Source organism: Dokdonia sinensis (assembly GCF_003688895.1).
GTDB lineage: Bacteria > Bacteroidota > Bacteroidia > Flavobacteriales > Flavobacteriaceae > Dokdonia > Dokdonia sinensis.
In genome coordinates this window covers 12,473-38,578 of record NZ_REFV01000016.1, presented here as the reverse complement: position 1 = coordinate 38,578, position 26,106 = coordinate 12,473, and the positions used below count along the sequence as shown (strand labels likewise).

The 26,106-nt window shown below is 40.7% G+C and carries 22 protein-coding genes; 10 read left to right on the top strand and 12 right to left on the bottom strand.

Annotation, left to right across the window (positions count from 1 at the left end; genetic code table 11):
* Window positions 1-2 precede the first annotated feature (2 nt).
* Entirely contained in the window at window positions 3-2,702 is a 2,700-nt protein-coding gene (locus tag EAX61_RS13970; protein ID WP_121918377.1) for an AsmA family protein, read from the bottom strand.
* 140 nt (window positions 2,703-2,842) lie between these two features.
* A complete protein-coding gene (locus tag EAX61_RS13965; RefSeq protein WP_121918326.1) occupies window positions 2,843-3,556 on the bottom strand; it encodes a queuosine precursor transporter in 714 nt (237 codons plus the stop codon).
* A gap of 96 nt (window positions 3,557-3,652) precedes the next feature.
* Here EAX61_RS13965 and folK point away from each other — a divergent pair, with 96 nt between their 5' ends.
* Entirely contained in the window at window positions 3,653-4,765 is a 1,113-nt protein-coding gene (gene folK / locus EAX61_RS13960; protein WP_121918325.1) for a 2-amino-4-hydroxy-6-hydroxymethyldihydropteridine diphosphokinase, read from the top strand.
* Here the strand turns inward: folK and EAX61_RS13955 are convergent.
* From EAX61_RS13955 to EAX61_RS13915, 9 genes are all read right to left on the bottom strand, one after another.
* Window positions 4,752-6,191, bottom strand: coding sequence for a CotH kinase family protein (locus tag EAX61_RS13955; RefSeq protein WP_121918324.1), 1,440 nt, complete (start codon window positions 6,189-6,191; stop codon window positions 4,752-4,754). The two genes, folK and EAX61_RS13955, sit on opposite strands and share 14 nt — an antisense overlap.
* A gap of 107 nt (window positions 6,192-6,298) precedes the next feature.
* Complete coding sequence (locus EAX61_RS13950) at window positions 6,299-6,622, bottom strand: type II toxin-antitoxin system PemK/MazF family toxin (protein ID WP_121918323.1); 324 nt, start codon at window positions 6,620-6,622, stop codon at window positions 6,299-6,301.
* Window positions 6,613-6,858, bottom strand: coding sequence for an AbrB/MazE/SpoVT family DNA-binding domain-containing protein (locus EAX61_RS13945; RefSeq protein WP_121918322.1), 246 nt, complete (start codon window positions 6,856-6,858; stop codon window positions 6,613-6,615). Before EAX61_RS13945 ends, EAX61_RS13950 begins: the two co-directional genes overlap by 10 nt.
* A 166-nt stretch (window positions 6,859-7,024) precedes the next feature.
* Window positions 7,025-7,981, bottom strand: a complete 957-nt coding sequence (locus EAX61_RS13940; protein WP_121918321.1) for a hypothetical protein — start codon at window positions 7,979-7,981, stop codon at window positions 7,025-7,027.
* A 55-nt stretch (window positions 7,982-8,036) separates the two neighbouring features.
* The gene (locus tag EAX61_RS13935; protein WP_236642053.1) at window positions 8,037-8,918 is read right to left on the bottom strand and encodes a TPM domain-containing protein; all 882 of its coding nucleotides are present in this window, start codon (window positions 8,916-8,918) and stop codon (window positions 8,037-8,039) included.
* Entirely contained in the window at window positions 8,915-9,355 is a 441-nt protein-coding gene (locus EAX61_RS13930) for a TPM domain-containing protein (protein WP_121918320.1), read from the bottom strand. The genes EAX61_RS13935 and EAX61_RS13930 overlap by 4 nt, the downstream gene beginning before the upstream one ends.
* Entirely contained in the window at window positions 9,356-9,958 is a 603-nt protein-coding gene (locus tag EAX61_RS13925; protein ID WP_121918319.1) for a LemA family protein, read from the bottom strand. It abuts the gene before it with no gap.
* A gap of 338 nt (window positions 9,959-10,296) precedes the next feature.
* The gene (locus EAX61_RS13920; protein WP_121918318.1) at window positions 10,297-10,626 is read right to left on the bottom strand and encodes a MerR family transcriptional regulator; all 330 of its coding nucleotides are present in this window, start codon (window positions 10,624-10,626) and stop codon (window positions 10,297-10,299) included.
* Window positions 10,626-11,597 (bottom strand): M23 family metallopeptidase, encoded by a 972-nt coding sequence (locus tag EAX61_RS13915; protein ID WP_121918317.1) that lies wholly within the window; start codon window positions 11,595-11,597, stop codon window positions 10,626-10,628. Before EAX61_RS13915 ends, EAX61_RS13920 begins: the two co-directional genes overlap by 1 nt.
* Before the next feature lie 137 nt (window positions 11,598-11,734).
* Between EAX61_RS13915 and alaS the strand changes: the two genes are divergently transcribed.
* From alaS to EAX61_RS13875, 7 genes are all read left to right on the top strand, one after another.
* Window positions 11,735-14,353, top strand: coding sequence for an alanine--tRNA ligase (alaS, locus tag EAX61_RS13910; RefSeq protein WP_121918375.1), 2,619 nt, complete (start codon window positions 11,735-11,737; stop codon window positions 14,351-14,353).
* Window positions 14,354-14,403: 50 nt separating this feature from the next.
* Window positions 14,404-14,808 carry a GxxExxY protein gene (locus tag EAX61_RS13905; protein WP_121918316.1) on the top strand — a complete coding sequence of 135 codons (405 nt, stop codon included), beginning with the start codon at window positions 14,404-14,406 and terminating at the stop codon, window positions 14,806-14,808.
* A 55-nt stretch (window positions 14,809-14,863) separates the two neighbouring features.
* The gene (locus EAX61_RS13900) at window positions 14,864-15,832 is read left to right on the top strand and encodes a GSCFA domain-containing protein (RefSeq protein WP_121918315.1); all 969 of its coding nucleotides are present in this window, start codon (window positions 14,864-14,866) and stop codon (window positions 15,830-15,832) included.
* A gap of 77 nt (window positions 15,833-15,909) precedes the next feature.
* Window positions 15,910-16,428 carry a DUF6252 domain-containing protein gene (locus tag EAX61_RS13895; RefSeq protein ID WP_121918314.1) on the top strand — a complete coding sequence of 173 codons (519 nt, stop codon included), beginning with the start codon at window positions 15,910-15,912 and terminating at the stop codon, window positions 16,426-16,428.
* A 185-nt stretch (window positions 16,429-16,613) separates the two neighbouring features.
* Window positions 16,614-17,687: a hypothetical protein gene (locus tag EAX61_RS13890; RefSeq protein ID WP_121918313.1), complete on the top strand. Its 1,074-nt coding sequence runs from the start codon at window positions 16,614-16,616 to the stop codon at window positions 17,685-17,687.
* Window positions 17,688-17,769: 82 nt separating this feature from the next.
* The gene (locus EAX61_RS13885; protein WP_147448378.1) at window positions 17,770-18,501 is read left to right on the top strand and encodes a DUF6498-containing protein; all 732 of its coding nucleotides are present in this window, start codon (window positions 17,770-17,772) and stop codon (window positions 18,499-18,501) included.
* Window positions 18,502-19,019: 518 nt separating this feature from the next.
* On the top strand, window positions 19,020-20,993 hold the full coding sequence (locus EAX61_RS13875) for a tetratricopeptide repeat-containing sensor histidine kinase (protein ID WP_161555238.1): 1,974 nt from the start codon (window positions 19,020-19,022) through the stop codon (window positions 20,991-20,993).
* Window positions 20,994-21,081: 88 nt separating this feature from the next.
* Here the strand turns inward: EAX61_RS13875 and EAX61_RS13870 are convergent, their stop codons facing one another.
* Window positions 21,082-23,307: a TonB-dependent receptor gene (locus tag EAX61_RS13870; protein WP_121918309.1), complete on the bottom strand. Its 2,226-nt coding sequence runs from the start codon at window positions 23,305-23,307 to the stop codon at window positions 21,082-21,084.
* 843 nt (window positions 23,308-24,150) lie between these two features.
* Between EAX61_RS13870 and EAX61_RS13865 the strand changes: the two genes are divergently transcribed.
* Together EAX61_RS13865 and EAX61_RS13860 are read left to right on the top strand one after the other, a co-directional pair.
* Complete coding sequence (locus EAX61_RS13865; RefSeq protein ID WP_121918308.1) at window positions 24,151-24,852, top strand: ABC transporter ATP-binding protein; 702 nt, start codon at window positions 24,151-24,153, stop codon at window positions 24,850-24,852.
* Window positions 24,845-26,089 (top strand): ABC transporter permease, encoded by a 1,245-nt coding sequence (locus EAX61_RS13860; protein WP_121918307.1) that lies wholly within the window; start codon window positions 24,845-24,847, stop codon window positions 26,087-26,089. The genes EAX61_RS13865 and EAX61_RS13860 overlap by 8 nt, the downstream gene beginning before the upstream one ends.
* The last annotated feature ends 17 nt before the right edge of the window (window positions 26,090-26,106 follow it).

Genomic DNA, 26,106 nt, shown 5'->3' with positions numbered 1-26,106 from the left:
GGTTAATTATTCACACTATCCTTTTTAGCCCCAGCTGTCTCCTTTTTCTTTTTCTTTCCAAAAAGTCCGCCTAGAATATCGGTTGCGACGTCTTTAATGACTTCGTCGGTTTTTGGTTTATCTGTGGTTTGTCCGTTGCCTTGTGTCGCTGTGCTGTCTTTAGGTTTGTTGCCACCTAAAATCCCTCCTAAAATATCGTCTAGTTTATCTTCTACTTGATCTTTGGCCCTTTGTTTTTGTATATCGACAATTTTTGTAGTGAGACTACTTATTGCACTTTGGGTGTTGAGACTCACTTGCGGAGATGCAAAACTACCGCCTAGGGAAACAGGGAGATTTACAGAAAGGTTCTCTTTTTCCTCAGCCGTAAGCTTAGATAGTAATCCGCTCACGTCGCTTCCTAAATATTTTGCGGGAATATCTAATTTTAAATTGTAGTTCATTACGTTTTCAAAACTATGCCCACCGCTTACATTTACTACGATATCTTTTACTTTAAAGTCAAAAGGATTGACCTGCACCTGCCCATTATTAAAAGTGAGCGTAGTTTTTAGTTTGTCCAGATTTAGGTCGTTCAGGTTGATAAAATCTAGCTTACTGTCCAGTTGTGCGAGTAGTGGCATTTGTTCTGGATTTACTTGTGCGGTTAAAATTTGTGCAAAGGCATCTCCAGCAATCGTACTCAAAATCGGGCTAAAATTCTCATCGAGCTGTCCTTTAAGATTAATCCTTGTATTAAACGCACCTTGAAGTGCTTTGGCTACAGGAGCAAGCCCTTTGAGCATATCCAGTTCTTTAAAAGAACGATCTATATCAATACTGCTCAGGTCGAGCGTCATATCAAATGTGGGCTTTCCGTCACGTGTTTTTACATTTCCAGAAAGTCCTGCGTCTCCGCCAAAAATCCCCGAGTTCAATCCAGAAATTTGCGCTTCTTCATTGGCAATAGCAACCGTTCCTTTGGCATTGGTCAGTTCGAGGTTGTCATAAATGACCTTATCTGCCTGAAAGCTGAGTGAAGCATCTAGAAAATCTGGAATTTTGACACTTTTTTCTCCAGTAGTGTTAGTCCCATTGATTGTGCCAGAGCCACTTGATTTTGTAGTTGGTTTGGTTTCTGCAACAGCAAAGTCGTTTAGGTTAAACACTTTTGATTTTACATTGAACCGTCCTTTTAAATCTTCCTTAGACATAATAAACGGAATCAAATTCTCGATACTTCCCGTGGCATTCATATCTGTTTTCCCGCTTGTGGCGGTAAATTCATTAAGTGTAATCGTCCCAGGATTAAACTTCACATTTGCATTGGAAATTTTAATAGGATTTGGTAACTCTGGCGTTTTGTATTCAAAGTTTGACAGACTCGCCGTACCATTACTTTTAATATTTTGATACTGCTGTTTTTCTACAGAATTCATATCAAAAGCCGTCGTCACATCTGCCACAAGGCGCCCTTGAAGTGGGGTATCAAGATTCAATGGATATACTTGCTCTATGCTTTTTAAATCTAGTGCTCCCTTTATCGCAAGATTTACGAGCATATTTGCTGTAAGATTACGTAGCGTTCCGTTCGCTTGAAAAATATCGTCGTCTATTCTAAATTTGAGCGCATTAATCGCGATGTATGTATCATCTGCATTGCCTGTTTCGTTCTTTATTTTTACATCGATATCAATATTATCCATCCGTTTTGGTAGTTGCGGATAATTAAATGATGCATTGTTTGAAAGAATCTCAATATCCAGTTGTGGTATGGTAGTTTCCGTTGCTTTACCACTTATTTTTCCGCTTACGCGAAAATCGCCACTCGTCTCCACTCCGTCCAGATTCTTTGCATAGGTCTTTGGGATGACCGCTAGAAAGTTTTTAAAGTCTGAATCTGGCGTTTGAAACGATAGATCGATATCCGAACCTTCTTCAATCACCTGAACAAAACCGTCAAAGGTTAGGGGCAAGGCATTGATGTGCCCGCTGTTTTCCTTAAAGGTGTACTTCTGATTCTCGAGATCCATCTGAATAACCGCAGTCAGATCAAGGTCGTGATTGTCTAGGTAATTGATACCGTCATAGTCAAAAGAAACCTTAGCAGTCGTCTCCGTATCCAAATCACTTGAAACTGCCGAGAAATCTCCTTGTCCTTCGTGATTTACCTCGGTGAGTTTGAGGTATGTTTTGTTTGATTCATCTTGATAGTTGATTTTTGAGTCAGTAATCTCATACTGCTGTAAGTCAAATACAAAAGGTTTAGAAGCAGTTTCCCTGCTCAGTACGGGTTTCGCGGAAGCGGAATCATTTGTTTCCTTTGCAATATCATAGTTTGCATTTCCTACGGAATCTATTTTGATGTTTACCAGCGCCTCATCGAGTTTTAAGGCATCCACGCTTATAGGGTCATCTGATGCGTTTTTAAAAAGTTGCATCACGCCCATATCTATTTGCAAGCGTTTGCCCGAAGCGAGTGTATCTCCTGCAAAAGGTGCATTGTTTATCACCGTAAAGTCATTTATAACAACCGTGGCATCTGGAAAACTTCTGAAAAGACTCAAGTCAAGGTCTGCCCATTCTACCTGAGCATTTACATTGTTGTTTATGGTCTTCTTGACCAAATCTTCTATTTTGCCCTTAAACAACATAGGAGCAAGTGCGAGCAATATGGCTAGCACTAAAACGGTCACTCCTGTTATTTTTAATATCTTTTTCATATTCTTCATTGTCGTACCCAATTAAGAGGGTATCTCATTATTAATTCTTCATTATCTCCCAACTCCCAACTCCCAACTTCCAACCTCCAACTTCCATCTTCCATATTCCATTTTCGCGAAAGCGCACTTATCCGCTACGTCTAAACAGGCAACATAATCTCCTCACCCTGCGCCAGTTTAAAACGCTTCCTAAAACCCCATACACCTAGATATAATAAAGGCGTGTCTAGAAGAGCCACAATAATCTTAAATAAAACGCCTGCTTCCAGTAGTTTGGGGAAAAGCGACCAATCTAAAATCCCAAACGAGCACAGCAAAAACGTCACACTAAAGGTGTCTATAAATTGCGACACAAAGGTCGAGAAGTTGTTACGTAACCAGAGGTGTTTTCCCTTAGTAATCCTTTTCCAGAAGTGGTATATGTGAATATCCACATACTGTGCAAGGAGGTAAGCGCTCATACTCGCAAAAACCGCCAGCGCTGTTGCTCCAAAGACTTTAGTAAACAACTCATTGTCTAATGCGCTTTGTTCCATTGCGGGAACAGCATCTGCCACATACACTATAATAAGTGAAAAAAGAGAGGCAAAAATCCCAGTCGTAACCATCTGGTTTGCCTTTTTTCTCCCATAAATCTCACTCACAAGGTCTGTGATAAGAAACGTAATCGGGTAGGGAAGTAATCCCACGGAAATCTGGAAATTGTAAATCCCAAAAGGGTTCCACTCAAAGAACTTCTGGAAAATCAAATTTGAGACCACAAGGGCACAAATAAAAAGGGCGCCCAGAATAAAATAAATCCTGAAAGCTACTCTTATATCTTTAGGAGTCAGGGTAGTCGTTGTCTCACTCATTTTCTTGATAACTTCAACGTCAAAATTAAGTCATTGTGATTTTGATTTCCTTAATTTGTTGCTAAATGTTAACGTTCTAACACCCATACTAGACCTTTGCCTATCACGTATTTATCTTTAGGGAGTAATCAGGGAAATACCTATGAGTATCTCAATAATGCCATTCAGTTGCTGTTTGAGCAGGTGGGTGCTGTGGTTAGGATCTCGCCGGTGTATCAAAGTCCCGCTTGGGGTTTTGAGGCACCAGATTTTCATAATTGTGTGGTAAAAATGGAAACGGGTCTGAGTCCGACCAAACTTCTGGACGCGGTACAACGCATTGAAAATTTTCTCGGTAGAAAACGTGAGCCAGCCGAGGGGTATCAGTCTCGAAGTATTGATATAGATATATTGCTTTATGACGATGTTGTAAAGGAGGGTAACACTTTGACAATTCCGCATCCATTGATGTTACAGCGCAAGTTCGTGTTACAACCGCTAAGTGATATTGCTGGTGAGGAAATTCATTCCGCTTTCGCGAAAGCGTACTCAGAACTACTTCTAGACTGTAAAGATGAAAGTGTCCTGACCAAACAACCCAAATGGCTTAAAAACCCAAAGGATAGTTTTGAAATAGGTAACTACAATTACATCACCATCGAAGGGAACATAGGTGCGGGGAAAACAAGCCTTGCCACGATGATTGCCAAAGAGTTTAATGCAAAGCTCATTCTAGAACGTTTTAAGGATAATCCTTTTTTGCCCAAGTTTTATAAGGAACCAGAGCGGTATGCCTTCCCACTAGAAATGTCATTTCTGGCCGATAGGTACCAGCAACTTCTGGATGACATCGGGCAGTATGATCTTTTTAAGGACTTTATGATTGCAGATTATGACCGCTATAAGTCGCTCATTTTTGCTCAAGTAACCTTGCAGGAAGAAGAATATGTGCTCTACAAACGCTTGCACGAGATGATGTACAAAGAGATGCCACAGCCAGATTTGTATGTGTACCTCTATCAAAACACGGAGCGCCTCCTCTCAAACATCAAAAAGCGTGGCCGAAGCTATGAGAAAGATATGGACCCTGCATATCTTGAAAAAATAAATCAAGGTTATCTGGATTTTATCAAGTCACAGCACAATCTAAATGTTAAGATTATTGATATTTCTGATCTAGATTTTGTAAAGCGTCGAGAGGATTATTTGAAGATTATTAGTCAGTTTTAGGATTTAGCTTCTCAATATATCCATCTAGAAATTCCAATCGCTTTGTTGTCCATTCCTGCATATATTCTAGACCTTCCTCATCATACTTGAAGTTGTCCCAAGCTTTAGCTTCGCGTTCAAAAATAAGATTGTCTTTGAGTTTTCTGTAGGTTTTAGCCTGTTTCTCTAATAAACGTTCCGTGCTTAATTGATCTGCTCTAAGTGCGATCCAGCGCGATTTGAATTTGGTTACGAAACCTTCGGCGTCTGTGGCTAGGAGTCTTCTCAGTAATCCATTGTCCAGCCAGTCGTCTGTAGTGGCGATTCGCTTTCCGCTAAAGATGGTGCCTAAGCTTCCGTCGAGGTCCCAAGGCGCATAAAAATAAGGTTCACCGTCGTCGTAGCGTATCAGGTATAAGTTTTTCCCTAAGTTATCTGGCGCGCGCACGGCATTTATGTATAGGAAATAATCCATTGCATTAGGGAGGTAGAATTTTTGGGAGATCGCTTTCGCGAAAGCGTCATCATCACTATTCACCACAAAATCTGTAAAGGGATGCACATTGTCCCAAAACTGATTCGTAGGCACGGGATATTTTATGTCATAACCACCCCAACTGGCGAGGAAATTCTTTTTCTTAGGTACGGAGTCAAAAGAACTCGCCCCTAGGTAACGGGCTCCTTGGAAGAGTTCGCCACGGATGATGTCGCCCTCATCCATTTTTTTAATTTTGGTGAGTTTACGGTCTACTTGTTCAGAGAGGAGGAAAACACCTTTGTAACGACCGTTTACAAAAACCTCGGCATACTTTGCAGTTGCTCCGGCTTTGGCTTTAGGTTCACGGTCTAGGTAATACGGCTCATAAATGTCGTTCCAGAGATTGAGCGAGATATAAGAGCGCATACGCAAAGGCTCATTGTATAATCCATCCAGAATCCAGTCGTCGTCCTTGCGCATTCCAGCCAATTTTACATCCAGATTTTCGGTCCCTGTGCTGTCTGTATAGAAGTTGAGATCATACGTTTTTTTAGCAAACACAATGGAACTGCTCCCGCGCAATTCGATACCAGCGTAGGCGGTAAAAGTAGTGTCTTTCTCTGCGTAGTGAATAGTGGACATTCGTTTGGGTTCGTTTACAATACCATTAGGCGCATCGATTTGAAAGAGGGGAAAGGTAGTGAGGTAAGCTATGTATTTTTTTCCGCTGGCGCTTTTTAGTTTGTGGGCTATTGTAGTTAGGTTTTTGGTTTTGGAAAGCGTGAGTGTATAATTTTCATTCTCTAACGGAATGGCCGTCGTTTTACTCAAAGAGGCATCCTTAGGAATGTGAATCACAGCAATATTAAGCGAATCGTCTATCGCCACATTTTGCTCCGTAAATGCAACTTGCGCACAGCTGGTGAATGAAACAAGTAATATGAGAATTGCAGTAATAAACTTTGTCATTTCTGATGGTTTGGGACAAAATTAATGCAATTGGGATGCCAAAGGGGTGGGTTTTGGGAAAATTTAGGAAGTGGTTGCGAATTTTTATTCTCAAGCAAAAAAACTTTTTAGTCTACAAAAGTCTCCTTAATAATGTCCTTACATTGTTGAATTTCAGGCTTAGAAAGATGCTCAAATTTTTTGATGATACGAGATTTATCGATGGTACGAATTTGGTCTATCGCAATCATTCCATTTTTCTTGTTATACTTTACTGGAATGCGGGTAGGATAGTCTTTTGTGTTAGTCGTCATAGGAGCGACAACAATAGTCCGTAAATATTTGTTTATCTCATCAGGAGATACAATAACACAAGGTCGAGTTTTTTTGATTTCGCTACCGATGGTTGGGTCGAGATTTACAAGAACGATGGAGTATTGTTTTAGTTCCATTCTTCAAGAGTTTCATCTTCAAAAATGTCGTCCATCAATAACTGATCATCTTTATTCTCAGCCATTTCTTTAAAGGCTTTTTCCCAATCTTGTCTTGGATTATCAATAGGTTTAAGAATGATACGGCCCTTTTCAAGTATCATCTCAACCTTATCCTTGATATTGTATTTTTCAAGAATGGTTTTACTTAGTCGTAAGCCTTTAGAGTTTCCTATTTTAATAATTGCTGTTTCCATAATTTTAAATGTAGCTACAAAGTTATTACATTTTTTTGAAATTTCGAAGATTTTTTTGCTTGTGCTAGAATTTCTACTTGACTCTCTGAAGTAAAACCGCTTTTCTCTGCTTTAGAAAATTTCGCTCTGAGGAAATCAAGTTGATTTTTGTTCAAGTTGTTCATCTCTATTCATCCAGGTGATTTGGTTCGGAATTGAAATGGTGCTTAGGAAACATACCTTTTATTATCTTTTGTTGTGGTATGCTTAGACTGTCAAAATCCAATTGAAAAATTTCTTTTGAGCTTAATTGATAAATGTACGAGTATGTTTCTGAAATCGCATTTTGCAGATTGAGGTAGCTTTCATAAGATGCATTCCTACTTGCAACTATGGTTATAGCCTTTTCCATTAATACGAGATAATCAAAAGTTGACAACATCCCTTTATCTAATTCCTTGATACTTTCTAAAGTTTCTTCATTTATCATAAATTTTTTTAGCTTACGAGGTAATTCAGAAACAGTGGTCTTTTCTTCATTAATAAAAAGGTTCTCTTGATTATCTAATTTAAGCGTAATAATATCTTGCCTATCAAAATTTTGGAGAAATAGTTGTGTTTCATCTATACTAGCTTCTTGTTCTCGAACAGTAAAACTTAGGAAATAAGTAAACTTATAAAACGGATGATTAAAGTCATTGGCTTCATAATGCTTTATCCAAGGTTTCAACATTTTTTGCTGATTGATATTCTTACTTTTTTGAAGAATATTGCTCATTTCAAAAACAACATTATATGCTTTAGTCTGATAGAAACCACCTTTTGCATAGCATTTTTCTTGTAGATTGAAATCTTTGTAAATTTCTACCAGCATTTTTCTCCACCTTGAGTTTTCGGGAGCATATTTTAACTCACCGGTTTCCACCATACTCTTTATATTCTCAATGTAAGAGGCTCCACTATTATCTTTAAAATATCCTTCCTTAATAAGAAACTCCTCGTGAAGCGCTATTTCTTTGTTGATGTCAATACTTAGATCCGCTGTTTTTTCGGTTACGCAAGACCATAAGCTATTTTCAGCTTCATAAGTTTCTGTACAGGATGTAAGAATAGTGAGAGCGAAAAGCAATTTTATAAACTTCATAAAAGAATGTTATGAACTCTAGTTAGGAATAATTAACGTTTTTTGGTTGTCCAAGTTACCACCCCCCAGAAGCACCTCCGCCACCGCCCATTCCGCCACCGAAGCCTCCTCCAAAACCACCACCACCGAAGCCTCCGCCACCGCCCCAACTGGAACCACCGCCAAAACTGCCACGGCCCATATTGCTTAGGATGATAACATCGAGAAGTGAGCCAGCAACATTACGCCTACCACCACGGCCACCGCCACGATGGTTGTTTCGGCTTAGGATAAAGATGATGACTATGAAGACGATGAACATTATGATAGGTTCAATAGGGAAGTCAGACCTGTTGTTCTCACGAGTGCCTTTGTAGTTTCCAGCGAGCATTTGCATCATCGCTGTGGTGCTCTCGTCCAGACCTCTGTAAAACTGTCCCGCTTTAAAGTTGGGTACAATGATGCGATTTATGATACGCTCTGCATCACGATCTGAGATCAGGTATTCTATGCCGTAACTGGTGTTAATGTCTACTTGGCGGTCATCTTTGGCAACGGTAATAAGGATTCCGTTGTCCTTTTTAGCGTCGCCTATGCCCCATTTGGCTAGCCATTTGGCGCCCAGCATTGAGATGTCTTCGCCTTTAGTAGATGGGATGACGACCACCACAATTTGTGTTGAGGTAGTATCGGCATATTTTATTAGTTTTTGCTCGAGACTTTGGCGTTGCGCTGGAGAAAGTAGATTTACTCCGTAGTCATAAAAGGCTGTTTGTTCTGAGTTTCGGGAAGGTTTTTCTGGAATATCGTATTGTCCAATACTTACCGAGTAGCAACTCACAATAAGAAACAAAGAAAGCGCAAGCTTTCCCGCAATCCATTTTCGATTTTGATTTCGATTTCGATTTCCAGAGGTGCTGTTTTGCTTTTCGCGAAAGCGTAATTCCAACCCCATCATCCTACAGATATTTCATCAGAAAGCTCATTCTTGTCGCCGTGTTCCCAAGGGAAGTAGGTGGAGAGTTTATGGCCTGCTTCTTTTACGCCTAGCACGAGGCCATCTGCAAATTGGTTTTTCTTAAAAAAAGTGAGCATACGGTCTATGGTCTCTTGCCAAAAATTAACGGGAACAGCTTTGTTGATGCCCGAGTCGCCTATTATCGCCAGCAAGTGGTCGTCCACGGCTACATAGATTAGGACGCCATTTTCATCTTTGGTGTTGTCCATTTTGAGCAGGTGAAAGACTTCGCGTGCTCGTTCCAAGGGTCGCAATTCCGTATGATGTTCCAGATGTACGCGTATCTCTCCAGACGTCTTAAGCTCTGCCGAGCGTATGGCGTTTATAATTTGCTCCTCCTCGGAAGCTGTTAGGAAAGATTCTACGGTGGATTTCATCTAGCTGTCAAACATTTCACCCACGTTAGGCGCATCTTCAGAACCTTCGTCGGCTTCAAAATAAGCGCGCTTTTCAAACCCTAATATGCCCGCAATAAAGTTTGTAGGGAATTTTCTGATTTCAGAATTTAGTGCTTTAGCCTGCTCGTTAAAACGGTTGCGCTCTACATTTATTCTGTTTTCTGTACGCTCCAGTTCGTTTATCAACTCTCTGAAGTTGTCGTTTGCTTGTAGGTCTGGATAACGTTCAAAGGTCGCCAGTAATCGGGATAGGGCAGAGGTGAGTCCGGACTGCGCTTTTTGGAACTGCGCCAATTGCTCCGGAGTGATGTTAGAAGGATCTATCTGTATAGAAGTCGCTTTTGACCGTGCTTCGGTCACTTTGACGAAAGTCTCTTGCTCGTACTCTGCGTAGGCTTTGGCTGTACTCACAATATTCGGGATAAGGTCTGCTCGGCGCTGGTAGGCACTCTCCACATTCCCCCATTGCGCACTCACGCTTTCGTCTAGCGGTACAAGATTATTATTTACTCGGGCAAACCAAGCGCCTATTAATAGCGCGACGCCTACAATGACTAGTAATATGATTAATCCTTTTTTCATAATGGGTTAGTTATAAATTGATGGTAATTGTTACAATCTCTTTTAAGGTTATTGCAAGTTAAGAAAAGATGGGAGAAGTTTAATGAGTGGGGTTCGTTTTAAAGTTGTGCGTTAACATCTCCCCAACCCCTCTTCAGAAGGCCATTTTCTAGAATGTGGTAGTTAGGAATTTTAATGTCGCTAATTTCCATTTTCCCCGTCCCTAAAGGGAGTGGAAATTAGCTTAATTGAGAAAAAGCCACCCTTCAGGGTCGGGGGAAAGCTTTTTCGCTTACTTGTTATTTATCTCACAGGTGCAGAATTAATTCCGTACCTGTGATATTAAAGCGATGTAATTTTTACAAACTCCCTTTAACCTCCAGCAACTGCGCTTTTACACTTTCCAGCTTTCGGATAATGTCGAAGTTGGATAAAATCTCTTTCTTACCTTCTTTGAGGTGAATCTTTGCACCTTCCAGCGTGAAGCCACGCTCTTTTACGAGATGGTAGATAAGTTCAAGGTTTTTAATATCTGCAGGCGTAAACTTACGAGTACCCTTGGCATTTTTTTTTGGTTGGAGCACGTCAAATTCCTTTTCCCAGAAACGCAGTAAGGAAGCATTGACGTCAAAGGCCTTTGCGACCTCGCCTATGCTGTAATACAATTTTTCTGGAAGGTCGATGTGCATTAGTCTAGCGATTGATTTTCTATAGATGCCTTAGCCAGCATAATATCGTACTCCTCAGGAGTGAGGTCATTATGGTAAAAGTTTACGGGGTTCATCACCACTCCGTTTTTCCAAACTTCGTAGTGCAGGTGTGGTCCTGATGAAAGGCCACTGTTTCCTACGTAGCCTATGATTTCACCACGCTTTACATTGCGCCCTACTTTGGTGTTGTATTTGCTCAAATGCGCATAATAAGTTTTGTAGCCAAAACCGTGCTCAATGATGATCATTTTCCCGTAACCAGAACCTAAGCCCACTTTCGATACTTTTCCATCGCCTGTTGCATAAATTGGCGTTCCTGGAGGAGCAGTAAAGTCCATCCCGTTGTGCATACGGCGATACTTCAAGATAGGGTGCACCCGCATTCCGTAACCAGAAGCCACACGAGTTAAATCCTCGTTTTGCACCGGCATAATCGCAGGAATCGTTTTAAGAAGTTCTTCCTTTTCTTCTGCGAGTTGTACGATTTCATCTAGGGACTTGGATTGTACCACTAGCTGTTTTGAGATTTTGTCTATTTTCTTTGCATTTTCTACAATGAGCTTACCGTTGCTCATTTTCTCCAGCTCTTTGTAACGATTTACTCCACCAAAACCTGCTTCCCTTATTTCTGGCGAGATAGGATTTGTTTCAAAGAGTACTCTATAAATATTGTTGTCCCGTTGCTGGATGTCTGCCAGCACCTGTTCTATCTGCTCTAGGCGTTGTTGTTGGATTTCCGTCTGTAAGTCTTTTTCGGCGAGCTCGCGTTCTAGACGGCGCTCTTTTGGAGTATCTACTCCGGAGTTAAAAACGGTAATCGTAATAATGAGCCCCATTAATGCAGAGGCGGTAAGAAATATGACAATAGCACCTAGAGTACGCCCTTTCTTTTTGGCTACTTTTCGGTAAGATAGCGTCTCGCTATCGTAATAATATTTAACCTTCGACATAAGTTAAAATGTGTATTTTTGCGGGATGTTTTTGGGGTTTTTACGCTTTCGCGAACCTGCCTGCCGGCAGGCAGGAGCGCCACTATCCCTTGACACAACGTTCAAATATAACCATTATTATCCGAACCTTTCCCGATATGAAATCGCAAGAAATACGCCAAAAGTTCCTCGAGTTTTTTGAATCTAAAAAGCATACCATCGTCCCATCTGCCCCAATGGTGCTCAAGGATGATCCTACGCTTATGTTTACAAACGCAGGAATGGTGCCGTTTAAGGAGTATTTCTTAGGAAATGGAACGCCAAAAAACACCCGGCTTACAGATACTCAAAAATGCTTGCGTGTTTCTGGAAAACACAACGATCTAGAGGAAGTGGGGAAGGACACGTATCATCACACGATGTTTGAGATGTTGGGCAACTGGAGTTTTGGCGATTACTTTAAAGAAGAAGCAATTGCCTGGGCGTGGGAATTGCTGACTGAAGTCTACGGAATTTCAAAAGACAGCCTGTACGTGACCATTTTTGAAGGCGATAAAGGCGAGGATTTAGATAGAGATACTGAGGCATATAATTTCTGGAAACAGCACATTGCCGAAGACCGTATTCTTAACGGAAACAAAAAAGACAACTTTTGGGAAATGGGAGCACAAGGTCCTTGCGGTCCTTGTTCAGAAATACACGCAGATATACGCTCAGAAGAAGAAAAAAAGGCAGTAGACGGGCGTACGCTCGTAAATGAAGATCACCCACAGGTTATTGAGATTTGGAACCTCGTTTTTATGCAGTACAATCGTATGGCAGACGGTTCGCTCATAAAACTTCCTGCGCAACACGTGGACACGGGAATGGGCTTTGAGCGCCTGTGTATGGTGCTTCAGGGAGTGCAGTCCAACTATGATACGGATGTTTTTACGCCTTTGATGCGCGAGATAGAAACCATCACAAACTCAAAATGTGGTAACGACGAGGAGGTAGATATTGCCGTACGCGTCATTGCAGACCACGTGCGCGCTGTCTCATTTTCTATTGCAGATGGGCAGTTGCCCAGCAACACAGGGGCAGGCTACGTCATACGCCGAATATTGCGTCGTGCCATCCGTTACGGATTCACATTTCTAGATACTAAAGAACCTTTTATTTACAAGCTCGTTGCGACACTTGTGAGCCAAATGGGCGATGCCTTCCCAGAACTTGAGGCTCAGAAAAATTTAATCACAAACGTAATTCGTGAGGAGGAAGCTTCTTTCTTAAGGACGTTAGAACAAGGTCTTGTGATGCTGGATGGGATGATTTCCGCTTTCGCGAAAGGGGATAGTCTTTCTGGAGAAAAAGCATTCGAATTGTATGACACCTTTGGGTTTCCGATAGATTTAACGGCACTTATCTTATCTGAAAAGGGATATAAATTGGATGAAAAAGGCTTCGAAGCCGAATTACAAAAACAAAAAGACCGTTCCCGCTCTGCTGGTAAGGTAGAAACGGGCGATTGGAATATCCTACAAGAAGACGCCGAAGAAGAATTCATAGGTTACGATACCTTAGAAACAAACGTAAAAATCACCCGCTACCGAAAGACCGAAAGTAAAAAGGACGGTGAGTTGTTCCAACTCGTATTTAACCTCACACCTTTCTATCCAGAAGGTGGAGGACAAGTAGGCGATAAAGGATATCTCGAAGCGCCCAACGGAGAGGTCGTCTACATCGTCGATACGAAGAAGGAAAATAACCTGATTATTCATCTAGCCAAAAATCTTCCACGCTCCACAGACGGAACATTTAAGGCCGTGGTAGACACAAAACAACGCAACCGAACCAATGCAAACCATAGTGCAACACACCTACTGCACCAAGCCCTGCGTAAAGTTTTAGGAACCCACGTAGAGCAAAAAGGAAGTATGGTACATAGCCGAAACCTACGTTTTGACTTTTCCCATTTCTCAAAGGTAACATCAGAAGAACTGCGTGAGGTAGAAGATTTTGTAAACGCGAGAATCCGCGAAAACCTTCCACTAGAAGAACAGCGAGGGATTGCTTACGAACAAGCGATTGACGAAGGAGCGATTGCGCTTTTTGGAGAGAAGTATGGAGATGTGGTACGAACCATCCGCTTCGGGAAATCGATGGAACTTTGTGGTGGAACACACGTAAAGCAAACGGGTGATATCTGGCACTTTAAAATTACCTCAGAAGGTGCTGTGGCATCAGGAATACGTCGTATCGAGGCAATAACTAATGATTCGGCTAAGGATTATTTCACTTCAGAAACCGAAGCCTACAACCAAGTAAAAGCTACCCTCAAAGGAAACCAAGATCCAGTAAAAGCCATCTCCGGCTTAATGGAAGAAAACACCGCGCTCAAAAAGCAGGTGGAAGCCCTCATTAAAGAAAAAGCTCAAAACTTAGGCGGTGACCTAGAAAAAGAATTTGAAACCATAAATGGTATTCAATTCCTAGCAAAAAAAGTAGACCTAGATGCTGGAGCGATAAAAGACCTAGCATTCAAACTGGGAGAAGGCAAAGACGATGTCTTCCTCCTCTTCGGGACAGAACAAAATGGCAAAGCACTCTTAAGCTGTTATATTTCAAAAGCCCTTGTGAAATCCAAAGACCTAAACGCTGGAACCGTGGTACGCGAACTCGGAAAATACATTCAAGGCGGAGGAGGCGGTCAGCCTTTCTTTGCAACTGCAGGAGGTAAAAAACCTGAAGGGATTGATGAGGCGCTTGAGGCGGTTAGGGAGTTTTTGAAGGAGTAAGTTTACTGTTGCTTTAGTTTTCTCACGGAGGCACAAAGGCACAAAGAATTATGGATGATAATGAAAATGATGAATTTTGGGAGAATGACTTGGCTTCCATTATTGTTGATGCCTCTTACCATATTCACGTAGGTCTAGGGCCAGGGTTACTTGAGTCGGTCTATGAGGAAATATTGTATCACGAATTGACTAATATTGGTTTGAAAGTTACGCGCCAGCAGGCTATGCCTGTGATTTGGAAAGGAAGAAAGATGGAGTTGGGCTTTCGTACGGACTTGATAGTAGAAAATAAGGTTATAGTTGAAATCAAATCGGTTCAACAAATCAATCCTGTTCATTGTAAACAGTTACTTACGTATCTTAAACTTGCAGATTTAAAACTGGGATTACTAATTAACTTTAATAGCGCACTAATCAAGAACGGTATTACAAGAATTATAAATGGAGAATTATAAGCGCTAATCCTTAGTGTCTTTGTGACTTTGTGAGAAACCAATTTTTCTTTGCCAGATGAACCTACAAACAAAAATCCCGCTAACCTCTTCAAAAAACCAATTCGGTTACAAGGATAAGCTCTTACTCTTAGGCTCCTGCTTTGCTGAGAATATTGGGCAGAAATTAGAATACTATAAATTTCAGGCAACGACAAATCCGTTTGGAATTTTATTTCACCCTCTGGCGATAGAACGGGTATTGCTGGATGCTTGTGAAGATAGAGATATGGAGGAGACTATCTTTGAGTTGGACGGTGTTTGGAAATCCTTTGTGGCGCACAGTAGATTAAATGCAACCTCTCGTGGAGTGCTGTTGGATAGATTGAATAATGCAAAGTCGCAACTAAGAAATACTGTTAAAGAGGCTTCGCACATCTTCATTACGCTGGGAACAGCTTGGGCATATCAACACACGCCTACGGGTGTTCTGGTTGCCAACTGTCATAAAATACCACAAAACCAGTTTGCTAAAGGCTTACTTCCTATTTCTGAAATCACGGCAAGTCTCGAGCGACAGATAGCGTTCATAAAAAAGCTGAATCCTAAGGCTCAAATTGTATTTACCGTTTCTCCTGTAAGACATCTTAAGGATGGTTTTGTGGAGAACAATAGAAGTAAAGCGCACTTACTTTCGGCGATACACGAAGTTTGTGAATCTGGGAGTGCGAGCTATTTTCCAGCTTATGAGCTGATGATGGATGAGTTGCGGGACTATCGTTTTTATGCAAGCGATATGTTACACCCTTCAGAGCAGGCGGTGGACTATATTTGGGAAAAGTTTTTGGAGGTATATGCTGGAGTTTATACTGAGCGTAGCCGAAGTACGAAAACCTATGACACCCTAAAAGAAGTGGGAATCATCCAAGCAGGGCTTTCCCACAGACCATTTAATACCGAAAGTGAGCAACACAAATCTTTTTTGATGAAACTCAATGAGCGTATGGAAAATCTTCAGAAACAATATCCATACATTGATTTTAAGTAGAATACGGCAACTGCCGTATTGATTTGAGGTGGTAATTACGGCAATTTTGTGCCATACTAATTACTAAAAACCTCATTATGAAAACTCTTAAATTTTTAATGGTTGCTTTTATAGCGACCACAGTACTTTCACTTCAATCCTGTAAATCTGACGATGATGGCGGCGATGCGGGAAGCGCTTCTAACGGAACGGTAACCGCTTCTGTAGACGGTGCTAGCTATACGTCTGATGCAATGGGAACCTCTGTGAGCCAAGTGACCGCAAACGGAATGACCACTACACTTATCACCTCTAACGAATTTTCCAGCAGTCGTAACATCACACTAACACTACAGGGAGTCGACGCAGAGGGTACCTACATCATCGGCGGCGGAGCAAATATCTCAATCGTGGCTTCCTATATTGAGGCTAATGCCAGCAATCCTACGGATACTCAAATATGGTCTGCGCCTTTTGATGAGAACGCTTCCGGAGAAGTAAACATCGTTACTATAACAGATTCTAAAATCGAAGGAACTTTTGAGTTTACTGCGAGAAATCCAGACGATGAGTCTACAGTAAGCGTGACGAATGGGTCGTTTAATCTTGACCTTTAGACTAACAATAAAATAATGTTTAAAAGCAGTCTTCGGGACTGCTTTTTTTTACTTCGCTTTCGCGAAAGCGAACACCGAATTTTCAATAAGTTAAATGCATATAAGACAGAATACGGCAATTGCCCTATTGAACTAGGGCGTTCAAAATATGACATTTGAAGTGTAAAAATCTTAAACTAATCATTATGAAAACAAAATTATTAATCGGAATTCTATTGGTCTTAGGAACAATAACTGCTCAAGCACAAACTCTCGGGGAACTCAACACGAAGCTTTCTCACACGCAACAAAAACCTTCAAAAAAAATGCCCTCCAAGGCATACATTGCCTCTTTTAATGTCCTAGTAGAAGTTTATAGAGAGGATGTAGATTATAAAGCAAAAAGTAGCTTTAGAGGAAAAGGTCGTGGAGAAGCAAAGGCAATGGCGGCCCTTGGACTAAAAGGCGTAAATACGGAGGCAATTCAGGCTAAGGTGGATGCTCTTTATGCAGATTTTGTTAGCCAACTAGAAAATAACGGAATGGAAGTGCTTGCGGGAAACGTCGCTTCAGGAACAGATTATTTTAAAAATGCCGTAGTGATGGAGGGACCCTCATTGAGAGAAAGTGCAAACCCGGGATATATAGAATGCATACCTTCTGGAGCAACCTTTTATGTAAGCAAGAGAGAGGCAGAGGGTAAGGCGTCAAAGAAAGACGGATTTTTAAGCGGTTTCAAAGCTGTGGGAAAAGCATTGTCCGGCCCTAACCAACTTTCTAAAGATTTAGACGACGTTCTTGTTATTGAAGTAGATCTTGCACTCAATTATAGCGAAGCTGGATCCTCATGGTTTAAATCCATAGGGGCTGCAAATGCGCAGATAAAGACAAATCTTATGCTAGGAACGCATACCGTTGCCGCTCCAGTAAAAAAGGGTTTGCGTATGAAAGGGCAAGAAAGCACCTATAGGATTCCTACCAGAATCGGGTTTTATCAAGGCTCTGGCCTCAAAAGAGTAACTTCAGAGGGTATACTAAAGAAACCCTTGTATATAGGAAGCGTGGTAGAAAATACTAAGGTGAGCACCTATGATAAGGGTAAAGCAAGCACAACCTACGATATAGGAAATTTATACAGAGTTACAGAGTGGAGAAGTTCTATAAGCGAGAATGCAAAATTTGTAGAGGTAGATGGTGAGAGACTTGCAGATGCGCTTTATGAATCGAGCAATGCCTTTCTTTCAGATCAGATTAATCAGTTTTTTAGTTTTAAAAAGTAAAAAGGTCTCACAATGTTGAGGTTTTTACGTGAGCCGGAGAAACTTTTTGTTAGGTTACTTCGGCTTTTTAATGCGAGGAGATATGCTTAGAGATTTGTTTTACCCTAATAAAGGGAACCTGTTTATTTATATCAATGCGGCCTTCCTTTTAACAATGATGGCGATAGGAGTGATTGCGCCCATTACCGTGGTATTTGGTTACTTTCTTGAGACGATTGTCATAGGAATTCTCAATGTTGTAAAGATGTACATCGTTGTGTCGTATAGCCCTACCCACCTAAGATCTACAAGAAAGGATAAAGGAGGGATCGCTGCGATCCCATTTTTTATAATTCATTATGGAGCTTTTGTAGCCATTCAGAGTATTCTGGGATTTTCATTGTTTGAAGTAGCTGGGGATGGTGTTATAACAGATAGTCTCGACATTTTAGGTAATTACCAGAAGGTGCTTCAATTTAATGGTATGGGTTGGGTGCTGGGATCCATAATCGCAGGTAATTTAGGCTATTTTTTGAACAATTTCTTGTCTAAAGGAAAGTATAAGGATTACACGGTAGCAGATTTAATGATTACACCATACGTAAGAATTTTTGTGCAGCAGTTTGTAGTAATTCTATCAGGTTTTTTTATGATTGTGTTTTCTTCTGGCTTTGCTGCGGGTGTTTTACTGGTGTTATTTAGGACAATTATTGATTTAATCATAGCTGCTTTTAAAGAAGGTAGCACAATGATGCGGAATATAGCCTTGTACGTAAAGCGTCCCGAACAATCTGTTGAGGAAATTGAGACGGTACTACAGAAAATTTCAGAATAGGGCATTTGCCCCACGGATATGTGAGTGGTGCTCTTGTATATTTGTCTTGTAAGAAAAATGAAACCGTAATAAGTTTTTTTAATATTAAGTGTTTGGAAGTATGGTAGTTTATAAATTGGGGGATTTATGAACTTCTAATAAGAAAAGGTCGTGCTGTGCGCGGCCTTTTTTGCTTAATAAAATAGGGCAGGTGACGTATAGGATTACGCTTTCGCGAAAGCGAACTTTACACCACCAACTCAGAATCACAATGTCTATTTCTCAACTTATACTTTTGTCCTTTTCCACAATAGCCTTGTGTATATCCTACAACTTAAGCCGAAAGAAAACTAAAATCAAAGTGCAACACGAAGAATTAGTCAAAAGAAGCATTGCCAAAATCCAACAGCACAAACGCCAAATAGCCCAGCGTAACGATCATTTAAGTAAATATCATTTACTCAAATATAATCTGGACGAAGCCCTTATCCCGCAACATGAAATTATTTTGTAATTTTCTTGCAACTAACCATTTACGTATGAAAACATTTTTACTCGTTGCTCTTTCTTTTTGTGCGAGCATCCTTCTAAAGGCTCAAACTCCTCAAGAGATAGTAGATAGTATTAAAATCGAGTTATCTAAAAATCCTTTGGACGAACGAAAGGTAAAGCTACTAGGGGATGCGACTTGGTATTACTCGATGATTTCTGCAGATAGTTCCCGTGTTTATGGCTTACAATCTCTAGAGTTTGCTAAGAAAATAGAAGATTCTGTTGCAATAGCGCAAGCATACAACGATCTCGGAATAGCTGAATATGTGGCTGGTAACAATACGGAGTCGATGTCCTATTATGAGAGGGCTCTGAAATTAAGGAGGGCATTAAAAGATACTATGGGTGTAGCCTCTGTATATGGCAAGGTTGCAAATATTTACTTCAAACAAACACTATTTGATAGTGCTACAAAATACTACATAGATGCTATAAAGATATACGAGGACAGAGGACAAGAGCAATTAGCAGCACGATTGCGTGGGAATGTAGGGGCTATAAAAATGGAAATGCAAGATTATGAGAGTGCTCTTGAGTATTATAAGGATAATGAGATTTTCTTTCAACAATTTGGGGATTCGCAATTTCTTGCAAACACCTATATAAATACTGGGAATGTTTATGTAAAACAAAAAATAGAGACAAAGGCTATTGAAAATTTAGAAAAAGGTCTCGCAATGGCAGAGCGTATAGGATATTTGCCATCAGTAGCCGCTTCGATAAATAATCTAGCTGTAATTTATAATGATCGTCAAGAGTTTAAAAAAGCGAAGGATTTAATTCTTAAAGGCTTAGCCATTAGACAGTCTAATCAAGCTGCTTTAGATATAGCAAGTTCTCAACTGTCTCTGGGCATTGCTCATTTAGGACTAGAGGAATATAAGAAGGGAGAAAAGGAATTAACGGAAGCACTTTCCGTATTTAAAAGGGAAGGTAAATTAGACCAGATCGCTCTAACCTACGAAGCGCTCACACGTACTGCCTATGGTCAGGAGGACTGGCAGAAAGCTGAAAAGTATCTTACGGATTACATAATTGCAAGTCAGGCTTTTAGCCAGAAACAGACCCTCTCTGAAGTAACTGAGATGGAAACAAAATACCAAACCGAAAAAAAAGAAAATCAAATCCTAGAGCAACGCGCCCAGCTCGCCGAAAATGAACTGAGCATCCGTAGGAAAAACAACCTTATCTATGGGGCTATCGCTGTTGCCGTGTTACTCGGACTTTTAGGCTATCTGGTTTACAACCAGCAACGTCTCAAGAATCGCCAGCTTAAAAAGGAAAGCGAACTCCAAACGGCGCTGGCGAAAATCGAGACTCAAAACCGCCTGCAAGAGCAACGCCTGCGTATTTCTCGTGATCTGCACGATAATATAGGAAGCCAGCTTACATTTATCATTTCGTCATTAGATACCTTAAAATATGGGCTTAAGGATGCAGATTCTAACGTGACTGATAAGCTTAGCGATATTGCCCATTTCACAAAAACTACCATAAACGAATTACGGGATACCATCTGGGCGATGAACAAGGAGGAAATCACCTTTGAAGACCTACAAAGCCGTATTTCAAATTTTATAGATAGTGCCCGCAAAGCTGCGTCAGATGTAGCTTTTAAATTTAATATAGATGGGGATATTGATAAGCAGTACGCATTTACCTCGGTAGAGGGGATCAATTTATATCGGGTGATTCAAGAAAGTGTAAATAATGGTTTGAAATACGCTTTCGCGAAAGCGGCATCAAATAAAGAAATAAGTGTAAACATCCATCAAGAACCTTCTCAATTTAGAATTAACATCATAGATAATGGTCAAGGCTTTGATACTGGGCAACCGGCCTTGGGGAACGGCTTAAATAATATGAAAAAGCGTATAAAAGATGTAAATGGCGATCTCACTATTTTATCAATAGATTACAGTGGGACGAAGGTTGAATTTACAATACCAAAAACTGTTTAATTTTGGGTACACGCTTTCGCGGAAGCATAAACAAAAGGACATCTGCTTCAAAAACGGATGTCCTTCTCTAATTATAAATAAACAGTTGTTAAAACCGCACCGAAACCTTCCCACGAATGAAAAAAGGTGTTCCTGGCGTAAAGTGGATTTCCTCAACAGGTTCTGGCTCGTTGAAGAGTCTACTTTCTGTGGCAAACTGGGTTTCGTTCCATTCGGTATCAAAAAGATTTTCTATTATGATACCATACGTCCAGCTTCCTCTCGTATAGTTTAGGTTGAGGTCTGTGATAAAATAACCTTCAGCATTTATAGAGTCGTCCTCATTTGCTGGACGGTCATCTACGTAACGATACACCATCGAGCCAGAAAAAGGGCCTAGGTCATCTACAATGAGGCCTCCAGAAGCAGTTAGGTCTGGCGCGAGCGGGATAAAATCTGCTCCTTCGGGTTCTTCAGTACTACGAGCATACGTGTAATTTACGTCACTGTACGCATAAAGCCAGTCGTTGAGCTGGTATCTCGCGCCTACCTCTGCACCCAATCTTCTAGATTTTCCGCTAGGCTCCACGATTCCAGCATCTCCTACGTAAACAAACTCTTGCTCTAAAAACAAACTCCATACGGCAGCATTGAGGACAAGCCTGTCAACAGGTTTAATGATAGTTCCTAAATCAAGTCCATAAGCGGCTGGTAAGATATCCTCACCTTCGTTTGCCACTACTACACGGGTGTCATTTGAGTGAAAGCCTATTCCAGATTTTAAGAAAAATTGAGTTTTAGGAGAAGGGGTATAGAGAATATTAAACTTAGGACTGAAAGCCACCTTGTCCTCACTACGATTGTCGTACGTCTCGCTCAAATCATTTACATAGTCAAACTTAAAATAATCCAATCGTAAGGCGGGATTAAATTTCCAATCTCCTGTTTCAAACTCGGCATTAAAGTAACCGTAACCGTTAAGCTCATCCACATCGCCAAAGGAAAGATTCTCCAGCGTCTCTCTTCTGTTTTTGGTACGGGATAGCTCTACATCATTTACATCGTCATATCTAAAGCCTACCCCGGTTTCAAATTCTACATCAAAAGTTCCCAAGTCTATATTCTTACGCTCAAAAGCCGTGCTAGCCCCGATGATGTAGCGATCTTCCTTCTGTCTAATCTGGTCGCCATTTACGGGGTCTTCCAGAAAAAAAGTAAAGTTAGAGTACAGCTCAAAATCATAATGAGAGACAAAAGCATTGGTTTTAGAGGAATCGTTTCCCCCTAAATTTTTATCGTAATCTAATGTCAGGTTGGTACGGCTGGTCTCTCCACCTTCAGTATCGTCTATCGCTCCAAAACGTGTTATCAACCCCGCATCCACTGCGCGTTGAGGTATCTGTCCAGAGGCGTCCCACTTACTCTGAAAGTGAGAGGCGGTAATATCCAGTTTTTCTTCACCAGGTTTGTTGTATAGATATTTCCCTAAAATATTTATCCTGTTGAAGTTTTGAGGGGACTCCACAGGACCGTCTGTAAAATAAATTTCTGATGCCAGATAAGCCGAGCTGTATTCCTTTTTAAGTACAGGAAACATTCCCACCAGTCGCTGGGTATCAAACTGCCCTGCTTCCAGTGCTATGTAATTATCATCTACTGCGTCGCGCAGTTGCAAGTTTATAAACCCGGCAGTGTCAAAGTTTCCGTAATCTGCATAAAAAGGACCTTTGCCAAATTCGATATTCTCAATCGTTTCTGGAATTATAAAGTGCAGGTCTGAGTACCCCTGCCCGTGGGCGTGCGACACCATATTTACAGGCATTCCGTCCACATTTAGAGAGAGATCTGTACCGTGGTCTATGTCAAAACCACGCAGGAAAATTTGCTCGGCCTTCCCGCCACCAGCGTGTTGACCTATGATGAGTCCAGGGACTTTGCGCAGGATTTCTTGTGATGACTTTACAGGGTTGACCTTAGTGTCTATATCTACAATCCTGCTCAATTGATTGATTTCAGAAACAAGGACAACTTGATCTAAGGACAAAGATTGAGGGACAAGTATAATTGTTACTGATCCATTTATCTCCTCTGTCGTAGGTTGAAACAGAAGTGTTTCATATCCCAGGCTAGAAAAATAAATGGAGTCCCCAGCTTTTGTATTCGCCAGCTTAAAGTAACCTGTGGCATTTGTATGATTGTGCTGTCCAGAAGTTTTATTAAAAATGTTTGCGTTTTCTATGGGTAGCCCTTTGGGATTTTCCACATTTCCGCTTAAGTTTTGTCCATAAAGCGGACTTAAAAGGAGCACAAGAAGTACTCCAAGTATGATTTTCATAATGATTTAGGTTTTAGATATAGTAAATGAGCATCACAAGATGTATCCGATTTTTTAAAAATGGATAAGGTGATTTTTGTAAGAATCTCTAGACTTGTGGAGGTGCAGTGGGAACGGCAGTAATGGCGGTGTATGGAATCATTTGATAATTCCAGTGTTGTCCTTTTCGAACTGTAATGTAGGTGGTAAAGTATATCGCATCATCCCGAGATGGAATATGCTTGTCTATTATAATTTGGTTTTTTGCAATGGCATTGTGTTCTGAAGTTTTAATTCCTTGCGTAATGTCCTCAATCAGTTTTAAGAAATGGTGCTCGTGCTGTATGATGCCTGTATGTTGATTGTCAATATGATGGTGATTAGAACCACTGTCATGATGGTGATGACTCAGGGCTCCATCTGAGAGTTCGTGAGATATCTCGTGAGCTAAAGAAACAATATGTTCTTTTACTGGCGATAATAGATAGATTACAGCAATTCCTAGGGCAAGAATGCGGGTTATTGTTGATATGAAATTTAGTGGCTTCAGGTTCTTTTACTTCGTTAATACAAGAATTACGTATTAAGAAGAGCCTCGGTTTTCATTTAAGAATACTTTGTGAAAGTTGTATGAATTTGCTTTCACAAAACTTGTGCTGAGCGGAGTCGAAGTTGCGTAAAAAACACCACCCACCTTATTTTAACAAAATCCTAACACCTCAGCCTGTAACAGAATATTCCTAAAGTAGTCTATAATAGTGACTATACCGAAAGCTAACCAAAAGTCCCTCCACATAGTCTTAACAAGGATTTCACACAATTTGAGTTATTCATAACTAATATTGTCTGGATAAAGCGCTGTTTATGATTGAGATACAAAATTTGCATAAATCGTACCAGATGGGGAGTAATTCTCTGCACGTACTTAAGGGAATTGACTTTTCTGTGAAGGAAGGTGAACTTGTGTCTATAATGGGCTCTTCGGGATCGGGAAAATCGACGTTACTTAATATCCTCGGGATGCTGGATGAGGCAGACGAAGGTTCATATGACTTAGATGGGGTCCTCATTAAAAATCTGAATGAGAAAATTGCCGCACAATACAGAAATAAATTCTTGGGCTTTATTTTCCAATCCTTTAACCTTATCAATTATAAAAACGCGCTGGATAATGTCTCGATGCCCTTGTATTATCAAGGCGTAAAACGCTCAGAACGCACGGATAAAGCAATGCACTATCTTGAGAAAGTGGGTTTAGCACAATGGGCACATCACTTACCTAGCGAACTATCTGGTGGTCAGAAACAACGTGTTGCCATTGCAAGAGCACTTGCCAGCGACCCAAAAGTCCTCCTGGCAGATGAGCCTACAGGAGCACTAGATACTAAAACTTCCTACGAAGTAATGGAGCTGATACAAGGTATAAACGACGAGGGAAAAACAATACTGGTCGTAACCCACGAACCGGACATCGCCGAAATGACAAAGCGTATCGTAAATCTCAAGGACGGGCGCATAATAGATGATACTCTTGTAAATCAAGTAAAAGCCAGTACTCATGTTTGATATCGAACGCTGGCAAGAAATATTTGAGACACTTGGAAAGAATAAGCTACAGACATTCTTAACAATGGTCTCCGTATTCTCTGGAGTACTTATTCTTATCATTCTTATTGGTTTCAGTAATGGTATACAGAATGGTGTAAAAAGCCAGTTTGAGCAAGATGCTACGAATAGAATTTTTATACGTACAGGTGTAACTACAAAGGAATATAAAGGACTGAACTCAGGCCGCTACATCCAAATGCATAATTCAGACTTTGAGGGAATCAATACGAAGTATGAAGACCAAATAGAATACAAAACAGGTATTTATAACATCTGGGGTGGTCAAGTGACATACAAAAGAGAAAACGGGAATTACCGTATAGAAGGCGCGCATCCCGAACAACAATTTATTGAAAATGCTTCAATGGTTGCTGGGCGTTTTATTAATGAGGACGACGTAGCCGAATCCCGTAAGATTGCCATTATAGGGAACCAAATCAAGCAAGACTTATTTAAAAATGAAGATGCTGTAGGAGAGATGATTCAGGTCTTCGGCATAAACTTTAAGGTGGTCGGTGTATATTCTGATCCTGGAGGGGAACGAGAGGAGACCCGTGTTTTTATTCCGTTGCCTACGGCACAGCAAGTATTTAATGGTAGTGATCGCATACGGTCAATGGCATATACAATCAAAATGTCAGATAACTTTGACGAAGCCGTGGGAATGTCTATGGCGCTCGCAAAAAGTTTTGAAGACGATATAAAAACAAAATATAGTATCGCTCCAGATGATAGGAGTGCCGTACGGGTAAACAACACTTTAGAGGAGGCCCGTAAAATTTATAGCCTTATTGATACCATTGCAGCTGTGTTTTGGTTTATCGGGATTGGAACCATTATCGCAGGAGTGGTGGGTGTAGGTAATATCATGCTCATTGTGGTAAAAGAACGGACTAAAGAGATAGGAATACGTAAAGCATTAGGAGCATTACCTAGTTCTATCATTGGGATGATCTTACAAGAGGCTATTTTTATAACTGCCATTGCTGGATTTTCAGGACTCTTTCTTGGCGTCATAGCGCTCAATATTGCAAGTCCGCTTATTGATAGTGATTTTATAAAATTCCCACGAGTAAATTTTGCAACATCAATAACTATTGTAATGATTATTGTTATCGCAGGTGCGCTAGCAGGATATTTTCCAGCACGGCGCGCGGCAAATATTAGACCTATTGAGGCTTTAAGGGATGAATAGTGGTGGGTACGCTTTCG